Genomic DNA, 21,070 nt, shown 5'->3' with positions numbered 1-21,070 from the left:
TCGTGAGGTGTCCGGGTGTCCCAGTCAAGCAGCCGGTGCCGCTCGGCGCAGCAGGCGGCGCAGCCGGCCGCGGGCCACCCTGACGACCCCGCGCACTCCGGGCGCCACGCGCAGCGCCAGCGCGCCGGAGTGGGTCGCGTACGGCTGCACCAGCAGTACGCCGTACCGGGCGCTCGGGACAGCGCGCCGGCGCAGGCGCCCGGCGCCCGCCAGTGCGTGCGCCGTGACCTCCCGGTGCGCGCCGTCGGCGAAACGCAGGGTCAGCCGCAGGTCCCAGGTGCCTTCGCCGAGCCCGGCCAGGTCGACGGGCACCTCGGCGGACCAGGTGTCCGTGCCGGAGGGGGCGAGGGCGGTCGTCGTGCGCGCGACCGTCCGGTCGTCCTCCCGGGAGTGCCAGTGCACGTCCAGCTCGCGCGGGCCCGCCTCGGCCACCCTCCCGTACAGCTCGTGCAGCCGCAGGCGCAGCAGCGACCCACGCGCGCGTGGCCGCAGTTCCGCGTCCACCGCGAGCGGCAGGGCACCGGTGGGGCGGGTTAGCAGCTGGGCCAGGGAGACCTGCGGGAGGTCGGGGGACCAGACGGGGACGCCGTCGGGGGTGCGGGCGCAGGGCGGGAGCAGCCGTGCCGGGCGGGCGGCGAGTTCCCGCAGGCGGGGTAGATCGCGCGGCTCGGGGGACGCCAGGACGACCCGCGCCACCAGGCGACCGGGAGAGGTGGGGTCCATCTCCCGGTCGACGGCGGCGTAGCGCGCGAGGTACTCGCGGGTGTGCGTCCACCACGCGCGCCGGTAGTGCGCGTCGCGCAGCCCCAGCTCCCGCGCGTACATGCGCACCTCGTGGTCGAGGAACTTGGCCCGCGCCGCCCGCGCCAGCTCCTTCTGCCCGGCGCCCAGCAGAATGTCGTACGCCAGCGCGCAGGCCTCGACGCGCGCCTTCCAGTTGTCGATGCGCTCCCGGTCCAGGGAGAGCGACAGCTGTTCGGCGGACCGGCGCACGTGCCACACGTACACACGGTCCGGGACGAGCGCGATGCGCGGGCCGGCGGCCAGCACACGCGCGGTGAAGACGAAGTCCTCGTAGAGGAAGCGGCCCTCGGGGAAGCGGATGCCGTGCTCGCGCAGGAAGTCGGTGCGGTACAGCTTGTTGACGCACAGCGTGTCGTGGACCAGCCGCGGGCGCTGGGAGGGGCGCGCCAGGACGGTGTGCGCCGTGTAGAGGGACTCCTGCCAGGGCTGCTCGCGTCCCGACGGCAGCTCCCGGCGCACACACAGTCCGCTCGCGACCTCGGCGTGCGCCCGCGTGGCCGCGGCCAGCAGGGCCTCCACCGCACCCGGCGGCAGGACGTCGTCGCTGTCCAGGAACATCACGTACGGCGCCGTCGCCGCGTCGATCCCGGTGTTGCGGGGGCTGCCGCAGCCGCCGCTGTTCACCCCCCGGCGCACCACCCGCAGCCGGGGCTCCCCGGCGGCCAGCCGGTCGAGCAGTTCGGCGCTGCCGTCGGTGGAGCAGTCGTCCACGGCGATCACCTCGGCGACCGCCGGCCCCTGCGCCAGCGCGGAACGCACCGCGTCGCCCACATGGGCGCGGTCGTCGTAGCCGATGACGACGACGGCGACCTGCGGCGTCGGGCACCGGTCCGACGGGTCGGTCGGATCTGGCGTGTCGGTCGGATCTGGCGTGTCTGGATGCATGGGGTCCACGGGCCGGGGGCGTAGAAATATTCGGTAATACCCCGTTAAGAGGTGGTCAGCGCTCGATCCGGAAGACGGTCGGAACCGGGCCGGGGTTGCGTCGTCGGCGCGTTCTTTCCGGCCGGTGGCCGCGCGGCCCGCCACACCCGCACGAAGGACAGCACGGCGGCGGCCGCCAGCAGCGCGTTGCGGGCCAGCATCAGCAGGCAGCCGCTCCAGCTGCCGTCGACCACCTCGCGGTAGCACATCGGGTACGCCACCGTGCTCAGCGCGGACGCCGCCAGGACCAGCACCGCCACCGGCCGCTGGCTCGTGCGCCGCGAGGTCAGGCACACGGCGGCGAGCCCGATCAGCCAGATCATGTACTGCGGGCTGATGACCCGGCTGGTGACCGTGAACAGCAGCACCGCGCTGAGCGCCGCGTCGTACGGGGTGGCCTCGTTCCAGTGGGCCGCCCGCACCCGCCACAGCACCAGCAGCCCGAAGGCGACCGCCGTGAGCGCGAGGGAGGCACTCGCGACGGCGTGCGCGTGCGGGCCGACCAGCTCCATCGCGCCGTACTGGTAGCGGACCCGGCCGCTCCAGCCCGCGTGCCGCGCGAGGTTGAGCGCCGTACCGCCGAGCGACTCGATCTGCACCCCACGGCCGCCCTGCTCCCGCAGGAAGGACAGCGGGGCGGTGAAGAAGACGGCGAGAACTCCGAGGGCGGCGGTCCCGGCGGCCGTCGCCCACGCCCACGCCGTGCGGGTCGACCGCCCCGGCGGCGTGCCCAGCAGCACCAGCGCCGGCCACACCTTCACCAGCGCGCCCAGCGCCCCGAACACCCCGGCCGCGCGCGGGGAACGCGACACCGTCAGCAGGGAGAGGACGGCCAGGGCGGTGACCGCCACGTCGTACCGGGCGAGCGGGAGGTGCAGCAGCAGCGGCAGGCCGCCCGTCCACAGGGCCGCGCCGAGCAGGCTCCGCCCCGGCCGCGTGCCCGCGCGGACCAGCACCGCCGCGATCAGCGCGTCCACGGCCAGCGTCAGCACCACGAACGCCTGGAAGTACGTCAGCCCCGGCAGCAGACCCGGCGCCAGCAGCACCGCGCCCGCGCCCGGCGGGTACTGCCACAGCGTGTCGTGCGCCGGGAAGGAGCCGTGCGCGAGGACGCCGTACCAGTGGAAGTACAGCCGCCACACCTCACGGGCCACCGAACCGCCGCCCAGCAGCGGGGCGCTGTCGTGCAGGAGCAGCCACAGCGTCAGGGCACGGGCGGCGAGCCAGAGGGCGGTGAGGGCGAGGACCGGGCCGGGGGTGACACGGAGACGGTTCATCACATGGGAGCCTAAGCGTTACGGATGGTGTATCCATGCCGATACGCCGTCGATGCGGGGCAAAGATTGGCTAATCGCAAAAGATCGGGCCGTGGTGAACGTCGGGCTTCCTGTGCAACCGCAGTCGCGCCGGGCGGCTGGAGCGAAAGCTGTCGCGTCTACCGGTGCAACGACGCAGCCGCCGAATGGTGCGCCGGACCGCGTGCCGAGCCGTGCGGCGCGGGCCCGCCGTTCCGCCGCCGTGTGCGCACCGGCGGCCCTGGCGATACTCGCGATCGGGCTCTGGGGCCTCGACCGGGGCGGGATGTGGCGCGACGAGGCCGTCACCTTCCAGGTCGGACGCCGCACGGTGCCACAGATCTGGCGGCTGCTGCACGACGTGGACGTGGTGCACGGCCTGTACTACCTCCTCATGCACGCCGTCCTCACCGTCCACCCCGGCGAGGTCGTCCTGCGTCTCCCGTCCGTGTGCGCGGCGGCGGTGACGGCCGCCCTGGTGGCCGCGCTCGGCGCCCGCCTGCTGCGGCCGCGCGCCGGGCTATGGGCCGGGCTGCTGTACGCGGTCACGCCGATGGTCGGCCACTACGCCCAGGAGGGCCGCTCGTACGCCCTGGTGGCGGCCGGGGCCACGGGCGCGACGCTGCTGTTCGTGCGGGCCGTGCAGGGGGGCTCGTGGTGGGCCTACGGCACCGTCCTCGGCCTCACCTGCTGGCTGCACGAGTTCGCGGTCCTGCTGCTGCTCGCGCACGCGGTGTCGCTGGCGCTCGCCCGGACCGGGGCGCGGGTGTGGCGGGGCTGGGGGCGCGCGTGCGGCGCCGTCGTCCTCTCGCTGCTGCCGATGATCCTGGTGTCACGGTCGCAGGCGGCGCAGGTCGCCTGGCTGCGGCGGCCTACGGCGGCCACGGCGGAAGGGCTCTGGCGGGGCTTCCTGGGGCAGGAGTCCGGGGTGTACTGGGTGTGTCTCGTGCTGGCTCTGCTCGGGCTGGCGGGGCTGGCGGGCCGGCGCGGTGAGCTCACCTGTGCGGGGGTGGCCCTGCCGTTGGCGGTGGTGCCGCCGGTCACCTTGATGCTGGCGTCGCAGTTCTCGCCGCTGTACGTCGACCGGTACGTGCTGTATGCCCTCTCGGGGGCGCCTTTGCTGGTCGCCGCCGGTGCCGAGCGGGCGGCGGGGGTGGTGGGCCGCCTGCGCTCCGGTGGCCGGCCGAGAAGGCACCCTCTGCTGGTGCCGCCGCCTCAGGTGGTCACCCTCGCGGGCGTCTTAGCCGTCGCCCTCGCCCTCCTGCACCACATCCCCCTCCTCCGTGCCGACCGCAGCCCGGACACCCGGCCCGACGATCTCGCCGCCGTCTCCCGGGTCGCCGCACGGGAGTTGGCGCCCGGGGACCCGGTGCTGTTCCTGCCGGCGCAGACCCGGAACGCGGCGCTCACCTACCCGGGGGCGTTCCGGGGGACGCGGGACGTGGCCCTGGTGGAGGGGGCCGCCGCGTCCGGGACGCTGTACGGGCGCGAGGCCGGGCCGGGTGAGCTGCGCCGGAGGCTGGCCCGGCTGGACCGGGTGTGGGTCGTCGCGGATCAGGCGCTGCTGGCCGGCCGCTGGACCCCGCGCAACCCCACCGAGCGGGCCAAACTCGCCGTGCTGGACCAGCAGTTCGCGGGGCGCGAGGAGGTCGTGCGCGACGGGGTGACCGTACGGCTCTACGCCCGCCGGGGCTAGGACCGGGGCCGTCTGGCAATCGACGGCGTCGCCCGAAGCGCGGCGGACGGGAAGTGTCGGACAGGCCCTAAGGCCGGGCGCCGTCCGCTTCCGCCGACGCCGCCGCGTCCAGCGCGGTGGTGAGCTGGTCGAGCCGATCGCGCAGTTCGCCGATCTCCGCCAGGTCGAAGCCGGTCGCCGTCACGATCCGCCGCGGCACCTCCAGGGCCCGCTCGCGCAGCGCCACGCCCTTTTCGGTGAGCCGCACCTGGACCGACCGCTCGTCCCGCGCGCTGCGCTCGCGGCGTACGAGACCGGCCCCCTCCAGTCGTTTGACCAGCGGGGAGAGCGTGCCGGAGTCGAGCCGCAGATGTTCGCCGAGCTTCTTGACGGGCAGGTCGCCCTGTTCCCACAGCACCAGCATCACCAGGTACTGCGGGTAGGTGAGCCCGAGATCCTTGAGGACCACGCGGTAGACGCCGTTGAAGGCGCGGGACGCGGCGTGCAGGGAGAAGCAGATCTGGCGGTCCAGGCGGAGCCAGTCGGTGTCGGAGGCGGCGGCGGTCTGCGGGGTCGGCGAGACGGTCATGCATCCAGGGTAGCTCTGGTGAGCCATTTAGTTGTGCACAACTGAATCGTGTGCTCTACTTGTGCTCGCAACGGACCGCAAACGGATCCCGCACCGCACCCCACATCGAGAGGGATGGTTCTTCCATGGACGCGCTCTACACCGCTGTCGCCACCGCCACCCACGGCCGCGAGGGCCGTGCCGTCTCCTCGGACGGCAAGATCGACGTCGCCCTGGCCATGCCGGTGGAGCTGGGCGGCAACGGCCAGGGCACCAACCCCGAGCAGCTCTTCGCCGCGGGTTACGCCGCCTGCTTCGGCAGCGCCCTCGGGCTCGTCGGGCGCCAGGCGAAGGTGGACGTCAGCGACGCGTCGGTGACCGCCGAGGTCGGCATCGGCAAGCAGGGCGAGGGCTTCGGGCTGAAGGTGACGCTGCGCGTCGAGCTGCCCGGCACCGTGGACGAGGCGACCGGCCGCAAGCTGGTCGAGGCCGCCCACCAGGTCTGCCCGTACTCCAACGCCACCCGCGGCAACATCGACGTCGACCTCGTCATCGAGTAGGCGCCGCGTGCGCCGCGGAAGGGCCGGCCCGGGGACGGGGCCGGCCCTTCCGCGTCTACGCCGACGTCAGCGCGTCCCGGGCGACGGCCTGCCCCGGGATGCGTACCGCCGCCGCGTCCGGCATCGCCTCGCCCAGCAGCAGGGTCCGTACGACCCGCTCGGCGGCGCGCCCGTCGTCGTACTCGCAGAACCGGGCCCGGAAGTCCGCCCGCAGCCGCGCCGACTCCTCGTCCCGCCACGAACCCGAGGCGAACAGCCGCGCCAGCTCCCGGTAGGAGCCGGTGACATGGCCCGGCGGCTCGGCGGTGACGTCGAAGTAGGTGCCCCGGCTCGCGGTGTACGCGGGCCAGTCGTCGGCGTGCACCACGATCGGCCGGTCGAGGTTGGCGTAGTCGAACATCACGGCCGAGTAGTCGGTGACCAGCACGTCCGCCGCGAGCAGGACCTCCTCGACCCGCGGCTCGTCGGTCGCGTCGATCACGATCCCGCGCCGGGCCAGCTCGGCCAGGCCCAGGCCCCGCGCGGGACCGTTCGCCAGCGAGGGATGCAGCCGGACCACCAGGGTGTGCCCCTCGCCGAGGTCGGCCGCGAACCGGGCCGGGTCGAACCGGTCCACGTGCCCGCTGCGGCGGTAGTCCCGGCGGGTCGGCGCGTACAGCACGACCGTGTGGTCCTCGGGGATGCCGTGCCGCTGCCGGAAGTCACCGGGACCGGCGTTCACCAGGACGTCGTTGCGCGGGCTGCCGGTGCGCACCGAGGTGAAGTGGCACGGGTAGGCCCGCTCCCAGACCAGCTCCGAGTGGCGGTTGGCGACCAGGCTGTAGTCCCAGCGGTCGGCCCGGCGCAGCATCTGCGGCACGTCGAAGCCGAGCCGGGCGCCGGACTTGTCCAGCAGGTCGGCGCCCATGTACTTCAGCGGGGTGCCCTGGTGGGTGTGGATGTGCACGCTGCCGGGCCGCTTCGCCAGCGTGCCGGGCCAGTTGACGTCGTTGACGAAGAACTTCGCCCGCGCGGTGACCTCCAGATAGCGCCGGGAGCCCACGATCACGTGCTCCACGTCGGGCGGCAGCTGCCCGGCGGTCTCCGCGTCCCGCACCACCCACACCCCGCGCAGCCGCGGGGCGATCTCGCGCGCCTTGCGGTAGACGGCCGCCGGGTCGCCGAGCACGCCCCGGTGCGAGGACGCCGAGTACACCACGAGATCCTCGTCCAGCGGGCGGTGCGCGTGCAGGGACGCCCAGCCGGTACGGGCTTGCGCGGCCGCCGCCCGGCGCGCCAGGTCCGCCCGCCGTGCCGCCTCCCGCCCGACCCGCGCCGCCTGCCGCCTCAGCCGGTAGCCCGCCCAGGAACCCTCCAGCACGGCCACCTCGCCGTCCACCAGGGCGCCCTCGGGCTTGTGCGTGCGGAACATCCGCGCCGTACGCCGGAAGAACTCCGCCTTGTCGGCGGGCGGCAGCCGGTCCGGCTTGGCCAGGATGTCCAGGCAGTGCTCGCCCATCTTGCGGTGCAGGTACGGCCGCCAGCTCGCCAGTTCCGGGCGCTGCTCCACGAAGGCGAAGACCCGCGCGTACTGGTCGTGGATGTCGAAGTGCTTGCGGCTGGTGGTGGACAGGATGTTGCCCTGCCGGCGCTGCCGGTAGCTCAGGCAGATCCGGTCCAGGGTGGCGATCCGCCCGGCGCTGAGCATGACCGGGAAGGTCCAGGGGGTGTCCTCGTAGTAGCCGGGCGGGAACGCGAAGCCGTGTTCCTCGACGAACTCCCGCCGGTAGACCTTGTTCCACACCACCATCAGCAGGTCGAGGATCCGCGGGTACTCGGCGGCCGTGAAGGTGCCCGGGCCGGCCTCGGCGAGCACGTCGGCCAGCACATTGCGCCGGGTGCCGCCCCACCAGTAGGTGCGCGCGTAGTCGAAGACCAGCACGTCCGGGTCGGCGGCCTCCTCCAGCCGGTCGGCGATGGCCCGCAGGGCACCCGGGGTGAGGGTGTCGTCGCTGTCGAGGAAGAAGAGGTAGTCGCCGCCGGCGAGGGGGAGGCCCGCGTTGCGCGCCCGCCCGAGGCCCACGTTCTCCGGCAGGTGCAGCACCCGCACGCGCGGGTCCCGCTCGGCGTACTCGTCGAGGATCGCGCCGCAGCCGTCCGGGGAGCAGTCGTCCACGGCGATCAGCTCGAAGTCGTCGAAGGACTGTGTCAGCACCGAGTCCAGGCACTCGCGCAGGAAGCCCTGCACCTTGAAGCAGGGCACGATCAGACTGAAGCGGGGCACGGCGGGTCAGCTCCTCACGAGGGTCGCGGCGGCGGGGGCGGGGACGCGTTCCGCGAGCGGGATCACGGGCGCGATCGCCTCCGGCGGCTCGCCGAGCAGCACCCGCCGGACGACGCGCTCGGCGGCCCGCCCGTCGTCGAACTCGCAGAACCGCTCACGGAACGCGGCCCTGAGCGCTCTGGCCTCCGGGCCCGCGTACGAGCCGTCGCGGAAGACGGCGGCCAGTTCCTCGGGGGTGCGGGCGACCGGGCCGGGCGGCTCGGCCGGCAGGTCGAAGTAGACGCCCCGGGTCTCCCGGTAGACGTCCCAGTCGTCGGCGTACACGACGATCGGCCGGTCCAGGTTGGCGTAGTCGAACATGATCGACGAGTAGTCCGTGACCAGCGCGTCCGCGGCCAGGCACACATCCTCGGAGGAGCGGTGCGCGGTCACGTCGATGATCCGGCCGGAGCCCTCGGGACGGCCCCGGTCGTAGAAGTAGTGGGCGCGCAGCAGCACGACGACGTCCTCGCCGGCCGCCTCGCAGAACGCCTCCAGGTCCAGTCCGGTCTCGAAGCCGGTGTGGTGATCGCGGTGGGTCGGCGCGTACAGCACGGCCGTCTTGCCCTCCGGGACCCCCAGCTCCCGGCGGACCCGGGCGACGTCCTCGGCGGTCGCCGTGTAATAGACGTCGTTGCGCGGATAGCCGTACTCCAGATGCTCGTACGAGCCGGGGAAGGCGCGCTCCCACATCTGGGTGGAGTGGCGGTTGGCGGAGAGGTTGAAGTCCCAGCGGTCGACACGGCCCAGCAGCTTGGTGAAGCTGCCGGACTGCGCGGCCACCACCGGATACGTCGACTGGTCCACGCCCATCGTCTTCAGCGGGGTGCCGTGCTGGGTCTGCAGATGCACACTGCCGGGCCGCTTGACGACGCCCTCGGCGAAGTTGGCGTTGTTGATCAGGTACGTGGCGCGGGCCAGCACCTCCCAGTAGCGGCGCGAACCGATCACCGCGTACTCGACGCCCTCGGGCATCGCGTGGGCCTGATCGGCCTCGACCAGGAACACCGAGCGGATGTGCGGGGCGAGTTCGCGGGCCTTGGCGTGGATCGCGGCCGGATTGCAGGCGTAGCCGCGGCCCCAGTAGGCGCAGTAGACCGCGAGACGGGGGTCGAGCGGGCGGCGCAGGTCGCGCGCGTAGCGCAGCCGGGTGCGCAGCATGCGTGGGCGGGGCAGGGCATCGGCCGAGCGTGCCGCCGCCTGGTTGGCGCCGCGCAGGGCACGGAAGGCGGTGTACGCGCCCGCCGCCAGCAGCCGGTGCTGCACGCCCAGGCTGCCGCCCGGTGCCCGGTAGCCGGTGGGCCGGTGCCGTCGGTAGAGACGGCCGGCCCGGCGGAAGAACGCCCGGTGCCCGGAGGGCAGCCGCTCCGGGCGGGACGCCGTCTTCAGCACCACCGCGAACAGCTGCTCGAACAGCGGCCCGGTCCGCTCGGCCGGCAGGGCGCGCTCGGCCGCCCGGGTCAGCACCAGTTCCACCTGGTCGAGCAGGGCGTGCTGGTGCGGCCCGGGCAGATTGAGCCGACTGCCCTGCCGGCGCAGCCGGTGGCGTACGACGACGCGGCGCAGCACCGCGATCCGCTCGGCGGCGACCGTGATCAGCCCGCCCCAGCCGAGATCGGTGAAGTGGCCCTCGGGGAAGGCGAGTTCATGCTCGGTGAGGAAACCGCGGCGGTAGACGGCGCTCCACGCCGGGAGCGGCACACCGGTCAGTGCGGGCAGGTCCGCGGGGGCGAAAGGGCCCTTGGGGGCCTTGGCGAACAGGGGCGCGGTCGGATTCGTCGACTCGCCCTCCCACCAGGGGGCGCGCTCGTGCTCGGCGTACAGCACGTCCACGCCTGCGGTCTCGGCCAGGCGGGCGTCCAGCGCCGCGAGCGCGCCCGGAAGCAGCAGGTCGTCGCCGTCGAGGAACAGCAGATAGGCGCCGGTCGCCGCCCGCATCCCGGCGTTGCGCGCCCCGCTCAGACCGGCGGACGGCGGCGAGTGGACCGGGGTCACCCGGGAGTCCCGCTCCGCGTACCCGGCGGCAACCGCGGCGGCCGGGGCGTCGGGGGCGTCGCAGACCGGGATCAGCTGCAGGTCGCCGAAGGACTGGCCGAGGACCGAGTCCAGCGCCTGGCACAGCCGGCCGGTGACCCCGTGGGACGGGACGATGATGCTGAAGCGGGGCATTCTGTTCTTTCTGTCGTCTTGCGGGCGCGGCCGGGCCGTCCCGCCGGACGCCAGGTGGACGGCCGGCTCGGGGTGGGCCGCGTCGAGCCGAGGGGCATGGGAACTCCCAAAGGGACCAACGGCGTTCAGCGGCTCTCGGTGACGGGGCGGGCACCGGAAGGTTGCGGCACGGCGGCCGGCGGGCGGTGCGCCGACGTCGACGCGGCCGACGCCGACGCCGACGCCGACGCGGCCGAAGGCACCGGCTTGCGCTGGGCGAGCGGTACGACCTCCGGCAGCCCCGCCGTCTCGCCCAGCACCACACGCCGGACCACCCGCTCGGCGGCGCGTCCGTCGTCGTACGGGCAGAACCGCTCCCGGAACGCCGCCCGCAGCTGCGCGGAGCGCGAGCCGCGCCAGTGGCCGGTGGCGAAGATGTCGATCAGCTCGTCCTCGCTGCGCGCCACCGCGCCCGGCGGAAAGGCGCGCAGGTCGAAGTAGGTGCCACGGGCGGCCCGGTACGCCTCCCAGTCCGCGGTGTGCACGACGATCGGCCGGTCCAGGTCCGCGTAGTCGAACATGATCGACGAGTAGTCGGTGAGCAGCGCGTCCGAGGCCAGGCACAGGGACTCCACGCTCGGGTGGCCGCCGACGTCGATGATCCGGGTGCCCTCGCCGAGCCAACCGCCGTGCGCGGGATGGGGGCGGGCCAGGATCACGAAGCGCGGGCCGAGCCGGCGCACGATCCGCTCCAGGTCCAGCAGCGGGCGCTGGGTCCGGCGGTGGTCGCGGTACGTGGGCGCGTACAGGATCGCGACCGTGCCCTCGGGGATGCCGAGCGACTCGCGCAGCCGGGCCACGTCCGCCGACGTCGCCCGCTGGAAGAGGTCGTTGCGCGGGGAGCCGTACTCCAGGGTGGTGTAGCGGCCGGGGAAGACCCGCTCCCAGGTGAGGGTGGAGTGCCGGTTGCCCGACAGGACGTAGTCCCACTGGTCGACGCCCCGCAGCAGCTCCTCGAAGTCGGTGTCCCGGGCGGCGGCCGGGTGCTCCTGGAGGTCGAGGCCCATCCGCTTGAGCGGGGTGCCCTGCTGGGTCTGGACGAAGACCTGGCCGGGGCGCTTGCGCAGCCTGCGTTCGAAGCCGGCGTCGTGCACCAGGTACCTGGAGCGGGCCAGCGCCGTCCAGTAGGCGGCCGTGCCCGGACGCAGCCGGCGCGGGCCCGGCGGGACGGTGTGCTGCTGCCCGGGGCGGGCGATCCAGGCGGTGCGGATGTGCGGGGCGTGCGTCCGGAACGCCTCCTCCAGCGCGCCCGGGTCGCGGCGCCCCCAGGAGGCGGCGAACACGGCCCGGTCGCCGCGCAGCGGCAGCCGCAGCTGGATGCGGTAGTGCAGCCGGAGCATCCCCGACCGCAGGGCGCGGACCAGCTTCACGGCCGACTTCAGCGTGCGCCGGCGGGCGGCCGAGGCCAGCCGGAGCGCCCGGAACGTGCGGTGCAGGCCGTAGCGGACCAGGGTGTGTCGCAGCCGGAGCCGTGCCCCGGGGACCCGGTAGCGGCGGCAGTGGGCGCGGGCCCGGTGCAGGAAGTCGCCGTGGCTGCCGCGCGGCAGCCGGCCCCGCCTGGTGAACACCACGGCGTAGTGCTCGACCATGCGGCGGTACAACTCCGGCCGCCACCGCGCCAGTTCGGGCCGCTGCTCGACGTACGCGAACACCCGGTCGTACTGCTCGAAGAGGTCGAAGTGCTTCTCGCTGGTGGTGCCGAGGATGTTGCCCTGCCGGCGCTGCCGGTAGTGCACGCACACCCGGTCCAGGGTGGCGATCGACTCCGCCGTCATCAGCACCGGGAAGGTCCAGGGGGTGTCCTCGTAGTACCCCGGCGGGAACGCGAAGCCGTGTTCCTCGACGAACCCCCGCCGGTAGGCCTTGTTCCACGCCACCATCAGCACCCCGAGCAGCCCCGGCCGGTCCTGCAGCCGGAACGGCGCCGGACCCTGCTCGGAGAGCTGGCCGGCGAGCTGGTTGCGGACCGTCCGGCCGTCCCAGTACGTGCGCGCGTAGTCGTAGACCAGGACGTCCGGCTGGCCGGTCTCCTCGAGCCGGTCGGCGACCGAGCGCAGCGCGTCCGGGGTGAGCGTGTCGTCGCTGTCCAGGAAGACCAGGTAGTCACCGCCCGCCACGGCGATCCCCGCGTTCCGGGCGCGACCGAGCCCCTGGTTCTCCGCCAGGTGCACGGGCTTCACGCGCGCGTCCCGGGCCGCGAACTCGTCGATGATCGCGCTGCAGGCATCGGGTGAGCAGTCGTCCACGGTGATCAGTTCGAGATCGGCATACGACTGCGAGAGCACCGATTCCAGGCACTCGGAGAGGTACGCCTGGACCTTGTACGCGGGGACGATGACACTGAACCTGGGCAAGGGGCATCCATGGGTCGGTCGGCGCGGGCGTTCTGCCCGGGAACGGCCGATGGAGTGACTTGGTTACGGCGCGTACGGCATGTGGGCTACATGAGGTGAACGCGAGGGGGCGGGCCGGCGAAGGCCCGCCCCCTCGAAAAACCTTCCCCTCGTGGCTATTTGACCGCGCCCGCCATCACGCCGGACACGAACTGCCGCTGGAACGCGAAGAACACGGCCAGTGGGATCACCATGGAGATGAACGCGCCGGGCGCCAGCACATCGATGTTGTTGCCGAACTGCCGTACCTGCGTCTGCAGGGCGACCGTGATCGGCTGCGAGCCCGACTTGGTGAACACCAGCGCCACCAGCATGTCGTTCCACACCCACAGGAACTGGAAGATGCCGAGGCTCGCGATCGCCGGCCCGCCGAGCGGCATCACCACCCGGGCGAACAGCCGCAGTTCACCGGCGCCGTCCAGCCGGGCCGCCTCCAGCAGCTCCCGGGGGATCTCCGCGAAGAAGTTCCGCAGCAGGAACACCGCGAAGGGCAGGCCGAAGCCGACGTGGAAGAGAATCACCCCGAGGATCGACCCGAACAGCCCGATCTGGCCGAACAGTTCGGCGATCGGGATCAGCGCCACCTGCACGGGCACCACCAGCAGGCTCACCACGCCCAGGAACCACCAGTCCCGGCCCGGGAACTCCATCCACGCGAACGCGTACCCCGCGAGGGAGCCGATCACGACGACCAGCACGGTCGCCGGAACCGTGATCAGCACGGTGTTCACCAGGGAGTCGGTGATGTCGCCGTTCTCCAGCAGCTTCTGGTAGCTGTCGACGGTGAGTTGCGACGGCTCGGAGAACACCTTCCACCAGCCGCTCGCGCTCATGTCCTGCGGCGCGCGCAGCGAGGAGATGAGCAGGCCGATGGTCGGCACCAGCCAGAACAGGCCCACGACGATCAGGAACACGCGGACCAGCCCGCCGCTCAGCTTCTCGGCGATCTTCGAGCCGAGCGACTGCCTGCCCTTCACCGCCGGATCCGCGGAGGACGCCTTCCCGATGCTTCCGGCGGTCGCCGTCATCGCCGCACCTCCCGCCGCAGCCGACGAATGTTGAACAGCATCACCGGGATCACCAGCAGCAGCAGGAACACCGCGATCGCGCTCGCGATGCCCGGCTGGCTCTCCGCGAAGCCCTTGCGGTACAGCTCCAGGGCGAGCACGTTCGCGTCGTCCTGGGAGGACCCGGGGGCGATGATGTAGACGAGGTCGAACACCTTCAGCACGTTGATCATCAGCGTGACGGTGACCACCGCCAGGACCGGTGCCAGCAGCGGCACGGTGACCTTGCGGAACACCTGCCACTCGGTGGCGCCGTCAACCCGCGCGGCCTCCAGCAGTTCCCGGGGGACGCCCGCGAGCCCGGCCGCGATCAGCACCATCGCGAAGCCCGCCCACATCCACACGTACGACCCGATGATGGCGGGGGTGACCAGTGCGGGGCCGAGCCAGTCGACGCCGTTGTACGGCTCCTTGAAGTTGCCCGCCGGAAGCCGCAACCGGGCTCCGTCGGCCTTCGCGGGGAGCGTGAAGGTGCCGTCGTCCGCCGCCTCGGTGGACGCCACCACCTTCCCGTCCTTCACCGCCTCGATCCGCATCCCGGCGTAGCCCAGCTCGGAGGGGTCGGGCGCGCCGAGCTTCCCGACACCCTTGCCGCGGGTGAAGTCCTGCCAGGTGGTACCGGTGATCTTCCCCGGCTCCGCCTTCGCGGCCACGGCCTTCTGCGCGCCGTCGGGCATCTGGTCCGGGGCCACGCCGACCAGGGGCAGGGTGACCGGCTGCCCGGCATGGACGGCGGCCCGGGTGACGAAGCCGCCGCCCTGCGCGACGAGCGGCGACTCGCGGCCCGGATGCGCCTTCGGGAACGCCGACGACTGTGCGAAGGTGTCGTGGACACCCACCCACACCGCGTTGGCGACACCCTTGTCCGGGTCCTGGTCGTACACCAGCCGGAAGATGATCCCGGCCGCCAGCATCGAGATCGCCATCGGCATGAAGACGACCAGCTTGAACGCCGTTCCCCAGCGCACCCGTTCGGTCAGCACCGCGAAGACCAGGCCGAGCGCGGTGGAGACCGTGGGCGCGAACACCACCCAGATGACGTTGTTCTTCAGCGCCGTACGGATGCCGTCGTCGGTGAACAGCGCCTTGTAGTTGTCGACGCCGGAGAAGCCGTCGCCCGAGGCGTTGTAGAAGCTGCGGACGACGGAGTACCCGATCGGGTAGACAACGAGCGCGCCGAGCAGCACCAGGGCGGGCAGCAGGAACAGGGCTGCCACGGTCCTGCGGGTACCGGTCACGCTCTTGCGGCTCTTCGGTGCGGCGGGGCCCGGTGGAGCCCCGGCCGCCGCTGCCGACGCCATCGCCGGGTCAGCTCCCGTTCCCGTAGGCCGCCGCCGCGTCCTTCTCCAGCTTCGCCTGGGCGCCCGCGATGTCCGTCGGGTTCTTCAGGAAGTCCTGCAGGTCCTTCCACTCGCCCTTGCCGGGGGTGCCACCGAAGGCCTGCGGGGCCTGGTCGGACATGTCGAAGCGGAAATCGTCACCGGACGCGATCAACGCCTTGGCGATCTTCCGCTGCACCGCGTTCGGGTAGGCCGACTCCGGCACGTTCTTGTTCGGCGACAGGTAGCCGCCGAGCCTGGCCTGGATCGTTGCCGCGTCCGGGGAGGCCAGGAAGGTGGCCAGCGCCTGCGCCGCCTTGGAGTCCTTCAGGATCACCGCCGCGTCGCCGCCGGAGACCACCGGCGCGGACGAGCCCACCGCCGGGAAGGGGAAGACCTTCGCGTCCGTGCCCACCTTCGCCTTGGTCTCGCCGATGTTGACCTGCGCGAAGTCACCTTCGTAGACCATCGCGGCCTTCGGCTGGTCGCCGCCGGTGAAGGTCTGCGTGACCGAGGCCGGGAACTCGGTCTGCAGCGCGCCGCTCGCACCGCCCGCCACGAAGTCCTTCTTGCCCCAGATCTGGGCGAGAGTGGTCAGGGCCTGCTTCACCGAGGGATCGGTCCACTTGATCTTGTGCTGGGCCAGTTGGTCGTACTTCTCCGGCCCGGCCTGGGACAGATAGACGTTCTCGAACCAGTCCGTCAGCGTCCAGCCGTCGGCGCCGCCGACCGAGAACGGGGTGACACCGGAGTCGTACACCGCCTGCGCGGCGGTGAGCAGCTCCTGCCAGGTCTTCGGCTCCTTGGCGCCCGCGTTCTCGAAGGCCTCGGTGTTGTACCAGATCAGCGACTTGTTGGCCGCCTTGTAGTAAACGCCGTACTGCTTGCCGTCGACCTTGCCGATGTCCTGCCAGCCTTGCGAGTAGTTCTTCTGCAACTCCTTGAGCGCGTCCGCGCCCAGGGGCTTGGCCCACTTCCTGTCCACGGCCTGCTTGATCGCGCCCGGCTGGGGGAGCAGCGCCACGTCCGGCGGCTGACCGCCCGCGATCTTCGAGCCGAGGAAGTTGATGATCGGGTCCTGGGCGGGCACGAACGTCACCTTCGCGCCGGTGCGCTTCTCGAACTCCGCCAGGACCTTCTTGAAGTTCGCCTGCTCGGTGCCGGTCCAGACGGCGGCGACCTCCAGGCTCGCGCCGTTCAGCTTCGGCAGGGTGAGGGTCGAGCCGGTGGCTGCGCTGCTCTCGTCCCCGTTGTCCTTCTTGTCGTTGTCGCCGCCGGAGCATGCGGTGAGCGCGAGCGCTCCCGTGAGCAGTGCGGCGAGCGTGGTGACGGCCCTGTGTGTCCGGATGGTGCTGCTGCTGTGCATCACTTCCCCGTTCGTCGTTCTCCGTTGAACGTCGTTCGAACGTTGTTGAACATCAGAACTCTGTCCCGTGCGGTCCGGTGTACGCCGCGCCGCTCGACGCGGGCAAGAGCGCCTGCGGTGTCGACCCGCCCATCGTGACCGGCTCGTGACCGGGGGTGTATGCGTCTCTGTTTCGATACGGCGCAGAGGTCTCGAGCCAGGGGGCGTCTGACGATTGCCGTCTGCCGAATGTCAGACAGGTCCTAAAGGAGGGAGGGGACCTCCGCCGCCGAGACCTGCCGGGCCGCGCGCTCCACCGCGCTCGCCAGCAGGGCCAGGTCGGTGGGGCCGTTGCCCAGCTCCCGCACGGGCCGGCGGGCCGGCGGGTCGCCCATGCGCTGCCACTCCAGCGGGACGACCGTGGGCCGCTGGGTCGCGGTACGCGGGATCCGGCCCGTCACCCGGCCACCCTGGAACTCGGTGACCCGCCCGTCCGCGCACGCCAGCCGCCCACGCCCCGGCGCCGGCTCGTCCGGACCCGGCTCGGGGACGTCCAGCGTCACCCGCAAGCCGGCCCGGCGCGCCGGTTCCGTCTCCGCCGTACGGCCGTCGGCGCCGGCCGCCGCCACCAGGTGCACACCGAGCCGCTCACCCTCCCGGGCGACCGCCTCCAGCGCCCGCATCACCGACCCGGCGGCGGGCCGGCCCGGCGAGCCGAGCGGCGGGGAGACCAGCGCGTCCAGGTCGTCGACGACCACCACGAGCCGGGGCAGCGGCGGTGCGGCCTCGGCGCGCTGCCGTGCCGCCATGCCTGGGCGCAGCCGCAGGGTGGAGCTGGGCGGCGTGTCTATGTCACCGCCGGCGGGCGTGCGCTGGGCGACGATACGGCCCGACACCTCGCGCCCCCTGTGCCACTCGGCGAAGTCCGTCCGGCCCAGCAGCTCGGCCCGCCGCTTCAGCTCGGCACTCAGCGACTGCGCGAACTCCCGCATCCGCACCGGGTCGTTGGCGGCGAGGTGCGTGGTGACATGCGGTATGTCGGTACAGACCCGCAGGCCTTCGTCGCGTCCGCCCGTGCCGACGCCGTCGCGGCCGTCGATCAGCACCACGCCCAGCCGGTCCGGGCGCTCGGCGGCGGCCAGCGAGGCGACCACGGCCCGCAGCAGCTCGGTACGGCCGCTGCCGACCGGGCCCTCGATCAGCAGATGCGGCCCGTCGGCCACCAGATCGGCGGAGACCGGCCCGCGCGGCCCGGCCCCCAGCACCGCCCGCGCCCGGCCGCCCAGCGAATCCGTGTCATCGGCCGCGTCGGCCCAGCGCGCCATCAGCGACGCCGGAGTGGCCCGGGCCAGCCCCAACTCGTCCAGCAGCCGCGCCGACCGCGGCAACGGCGTGGCCACGCGCGCGTGCCGCTCGCCGACGGGGCCGTCCGGACGCAGCGGCGCCAGTGCCCGTGCGAACCGCTCCGCCCAGGCGGCGGAGACGGCGTCCACGGCGGCGACCGTGCCCGGGCCGACGGGCCCGCCCGGCGCGACCCGCATCAGGTGCAGCGCGGTGGCGACGTCCCCGCTGAGCAGCGCGACGGCACCGCAGTGCCGGAACGTCGGCGTCACCGCGCACGCGGCCTCGTACGTCTGCGCCACGGGGAACGCGGGCGAGGCCGGCTCGGTCTCGGCGAGACACACCACATGGATCCCGGCCCGCGGTCCGGCCACCGCCAGCCGCGCGACGGCCTCCCGCAGTGCGGCCCCGCCGGGATCCCCGTCCACGACGACGACGGTGTACGGCCCCGAGAACCCACCGCCGGCCCCGACCCCGGCATCTTCCCTGGCCCACGAGGGGCGGCGGTCGGAGCCGGCGGCCCGGTGGGGCGCGGGTACGGCGGCACCGTGGGCGTCGGCCCCGCGGACGGCCGACCCGGCGGGACCGGTCAGGGACCCCGCGGAGCGGGAAGCGGAGGCACGCGTCCCGGAGTCGGGGTCGCCTGCGGTCCGGGGACGGTAGCCGCGCTCGACCGCTCCGGGTGCCCCGGCGGATGTGCCCGGGGCGGCTGCGCCGGGCGCGCCGGGGAGCGGGCCCTGGGCGGCGCCGCCGGGCGTGCCGGGGAGGGCAGCCGTGCGATCCGGGGCGCCAGGCGTGCCGGGACGCGCGGTGTGCCCGGGGGCTGTGCGATCCGGGGTGGCGGGAGGCGCGGTGTGCCCGGGGCCGGCGGTCGCCGTCGGCGGGGCCGGGACACGGGACGGGGCGGGATGCGCCGCGCTTCGGCCCGTCGCCGCGTGGTCCTCCACCCGCCGCAGCAGTTCCTCCGTGCGGGCCGCCGCCTGTTCGCGGTCGTAGGCGAGCAGCAGACGGCAGTCCTGGCCGTGGCCGGGCCGGACATGCGGGAGCCAGCCCAGCCAGGACCATTCGGCCGTGCGCTCTTCGACCGGCCGCGCGCGGTCCGCGCTGATCAGGACGATCTCCAGCAGGTCGGGGGAGTGCAGCGCGGCGAGCTGGGCCAGCACCGCGCGGGCCAGCCCGGACAGCCGGGGGCGCGGGCCGGCCAGGCCCAGTGCGCCCACCTCGCGCAGCGCCGCCGTCACCGGTACGGCGGGCAGCAGACCCGAGCCGTCCGGCGCGCTCCGGTCGGCCGTGCCGAGCCGTACCGTCAGCATCTCCGGGTGGCCGGTCCCCCGCTCCCACAGCCGGGGACCGGGACCCAGCGCCGTCAGCAGCAGTGCGGCCGGATCCGGCCAGGTCTCGGGCTGCTGCGGGGAACCGGGCGCCGGTACCTCGGCCGCGTGGGCCGCCGTACCGTCGTACGTCCCCCGGCCGGCCGGCTGCTCCGCGCGTCCGCCCGCCAGCCGACGGGCCCACGCGCCGAGCCCGCGCCGCCGCGCGCCCTGCGGGGCGTCGGTACCGCTGAGGGGGGTGCCTTTACGGCCGCCCGCGCGAGCGTCCTCCCCGCGGTACGTGCCGCCGTCCACCTGACCGCGTGCCGCCCCACCGGCGTCCGGGTCTGCGGACATCCCGGCCGCCCCACCGACGCCGAACCGCCCGGCATGCGTCTCGCCACCGGAACCCGCGCCGCTTCCCGCCCGCCCCCCGCCGCGGTCCTCGGACACCGCACCGCCCGCCGCGGAGCCGCCACTCCAGCGGCCGGAGGCCATACGGGTGGTCTCCTGCGGGCCCTCGTTACGGCCCTCGGGTGCCGCGCTGGAGCCCCTGGGGCCCCCGCTCAAGTTCTGGGAGGCCGTACCGCCCACTCCCCGGCCCCCGCTCCAGGACTCGGACGTCGGTCCTGTCGCCTCGGGCCCCCCGCCGCGGTTCTCGGGTGCCGCGCCGGTCGTCCCGGAGGCCCCGCTCCAGCGACCGGAGCCCGTACGGGTCCCCTGCGGGCCCCCGCTCCACCCTTCGGGCGCCGCGCCGGCGCCCCCGGGGCCGCCGCTCCAGGTCTCGGAGGCCGTACCGCTCGCCCCCCGCCCCCCGCCGCGGTTCTCGATGCTCGGTGCCGCGGGCTGGCCCGGGACCACCGGGGGCTCGCCGGGCCGGTGCTCCTGAGCGTCCGTGCCGCCGCCGGAGGCGTCCCAGCCGGCGGCGTCGTAGGCGTGATGTGCCGAGCCGGCGGAACCAGCGGCGCCGACGGCCGACCCGGGCACCACGCGCGCGTGTCCGGCGGCGCCGGAACCGGCACCGGGTACGGCAGGCCCCCCGGCCGCGGCCCCGGACGCCGCGCCCGCCGACGTGGACCGCCCCCCGCCGGCCCCACCCGCACGCGCCGACGGCACTTCCGCCCCACCGGGGCCACCCGCACCCGTCGACGATTCCCGCACGGACGGCGCGGGTGGGAACACGGACCCGGGCGCGCCCGCGCCGGGATCCACACCCGCGTCCCCGCCCGAGAGGGCGACCCGCACGCACCCCTCCCCGTCCGCCACCGCCCGGACCCGCGCCCCCGGACCCCCGGACGGAGTCACCCGCAGCGCGGACTCCCCGATCCTCAGCAGCGCCCCCGCAGGGAACCGCACCGGCCGCTCGCTCACGCGCGTGCCGTCGAGGGCCGTCCCGTTCGTGGAGTTCAGGTCGGCCACCGAGACGCGACCGTCGGCGCCGACCGTGACCGCGCAGTGCAGCCGGGAGACGTCGGGGTCGTCCAGCGGCACGTCGGCCTCGGCGGAACGGCCCACGGTGATGCGGCCGCCGTGCAGCAGATGGACCCCGCCCGCGTCCGGGCCCGCGACCACGTGCAGCTGGGTAGGCGCGTCGTCCAGCTCGGGGTGCGGCTCGGGGGCCGCGGGACCGCCGAGGGACAGCACGGCACCGTCGACCAGCGGAGGCTCACCGAGGACGCAGCGGCGGGGGTCCAGGCGGTCGGTACCGGCGTACAGGACCACGGCGGAACCGCCGGCGTCGCGGCCGGTGCCGCCCTCGCCGGTGACAGCACCGGCCAGTGCCGACGCGACCGCGGCCAGGTCCGTGCCCGTGGGCGCGGTGACCAGCACGTCGCGGCTCGCGGCGCGGCCCCGCTGCGGGGACGGGCCGAGCGGGTCTACGACGGTCAGCCGGATCTGCATCGGCGTCAGCGGTCCCTTCTGCGCGGGTCTGCGCGGGCGCGGACTTCCCCCCACCCC

General features: G+C 74.0%; 12 protein-coding genes. 2 read left to right on the top strand and 10 right to left on the bottom strand.

What is annotated here, in order from left to right; genetic code table 11:
- Positions 1-24: 24 nt before the first annotated feature.
- Both ACGFRF_RS38680 and ACGFRF_RS38675 read right to left on the bottom strand, forming a co-directional pair.
- Positions 25-1,689 (bottom strand): glycosyltransferase family 2 protein, encoded by a 1,665-nt coding sequence (locus ACGFRF_RS38680; protein ID WP_393748313.1) that lies wholly within the window; start codon positions 1,687-1,689, stop codon positions 25-27.
- Between the two features lie 44 nt (positions 1,690-1,733).
- Positions 1,734-3,005 carry a glycosyltransferase 87 family protein gene (locus ACGFRF_RS38675; protein WP_393748311.1) on the bottom strand — a complete coding sequence of 424 codons (1,272 nt, stop codon included), beginning with the start codon at positions 3,003-3,005 and terminating at the stop codon, positions 1,734-1,736.
- A gap of 202 nt (positions 3,006-3,207) precedes the next feature.
- Here ACGFRF_RS38675 and ACGFRF_RS38670 point away from each other — a divergent pair, with 202 nt between their 5' ends.
- On the top strand, positions 3,208-4,719 hold the full coding sequence (locus ACGFRF_RS38670) for a glycosyltransferase family 39 protein (RefSeq protein ID WP_393748309.1): 1,512 nt from the start codon (positions 3,208-3,210) through the stop codon (positions 4,717-4,719).
- A gap of 67 nt (positions 4,720-4,786) precedes the next feature.
- Here ACGFRF_RS38670 and ACGFRF_RS38665 read toward each other — a convergent pair whose 3' ends face one another.
- The gene (locus ACGFRF_RS38665) at positions 4,787-5,287 is read right to left on the bottom strand and encodes a MarR family winged helix-turn-helix transcriptional regulator (protein WP_393748307.1); all 501 of its coding nucleotides are present in this window, start codon (positions 5,285-5,287) and stop codon (positions 4,787-4,789) included.
- 125 nt (positions 5,288-5,412) lie between these two features.
- Here ACGFRF_RS38665 and ACGFRF_RS38660 point away from each other — a divergent pair, with 125 nt between their 5' ends.
- Positions 5,413-5,826, top strand: a complete 414-nt coding sequence (locus ACGFRF_RS38660) for an organic hydroperoxide resistance protein (RefSeq protein WP_393748305.1) — start codon at positions 5,413-5,415, stop codon at positions 5,824-5,826.
- Positions 5,827-5,881: 55 nt separating this feature from the next.
- On the opposite strand, the gene ACGFRF_RS38655 is transcribed toward ACGFRF_RS38660, so the two are convergent.
- The 7 genes from ACGFRF_RS38655 to ACGFRF_RS38625 form a co-directional block, all read right to left on the bottom strand.
- The gene (locus tag ACGFRF_RS38655; protein ID WP_393748303.1) at positions 5,882-8,089 is read right to left on the bottom strand and encodes a CDP-glycerol glycerophosphotransferase family protein; all 2,208 of its coding nucleotides are present in this window, start codon (positions 8,087-8,089) and stop codon (positions 5,882-5,884) included.
- Positions 8,090-8,095: 6 nt separating this feature from the next.
- Positions 8,096-10,297, bottom strand: coding sequence for a CDP-glycerol glycerophosphotransferase family protein (locus tag ACGFRF_RS38650; RefSeq protein ID WP_393748301.1), 2,202 nt, complete (start codon positions 10,295-10,297; stop codon positions 8,096-8,098).
- 125 nt (positions 10,298-10,422) lie between these two features.
- Entirely contained in the window at positions 10,423-12,690 is a 2,268-nt protein-coding gene (locus ACGFRF_RS38645) for a CDP-glycerol glycerophosphotransferase family protein (RefSeq protein ID WP_393748299.1), read from the bottom strand.
- A gap of 155 nt (positions 12,691-12,845) precedes the next feature.
- A complete protein-coding gene (locus ACGFRF_RS38640; RefSeq protein WP_393748297.1) occupies positions 12,846-13,757 on the bottom strand; it encodes a carbohydrate ABC transporter permease in 912 nt (303 codons plus the stop codon).
- Positions 13,754-15,097, bottom strand: a complete 1,344-nt coding sequence (locus ACGFRF_RS38635) for a carbohydrate ABC transporter permease (protein WP_393748295.1) — start codon at positions 15,095-15,097, stop codon at positions 13,754-13,756. Before ACGFRF_RS38635 ends, ACGFRF_RS38640 begins: the two co-directional genes overlap by 4 nt.
- A gap of 7 nt (positions 15,098-15,104) precedes the next feature.
- A complete protein-coding gene (locus ACGFRF_RS38630; protein ID WP_393748293.1) occupies positions 15,105-16,481 on the bottom strand; it encodes an ABC transporter substrate-binding protein in 1,377 nt (458 codons plus the stop codon).
- Between the two features lie 242 nt (positions 16,482-16,723).
- Positions 16,724-21,013, bottom strand: a complete 4,290-nt coding sequence (locus tag ACGFRF_RS38625) for an FHA domain-containing protein (protein ID WP_393748291.1) — start codon at positions 21,011-21,013, stop codon at positions 16,724-16,726.
- Positions 21,014-21,070: the final 57 nt, after the last annotated feature.

It is taken from the genome of Streptomyces sp. NPDC048521, assembly GCF_043199855.1.
GTDB lineage: Bacteria > Actinomycetota > Actinomycetes > Streptomycetales > Streptomycetaceae > Streptomyces.
This window is presented reverse-complemented; position numbering and strand designations above follow the sequence as displayed.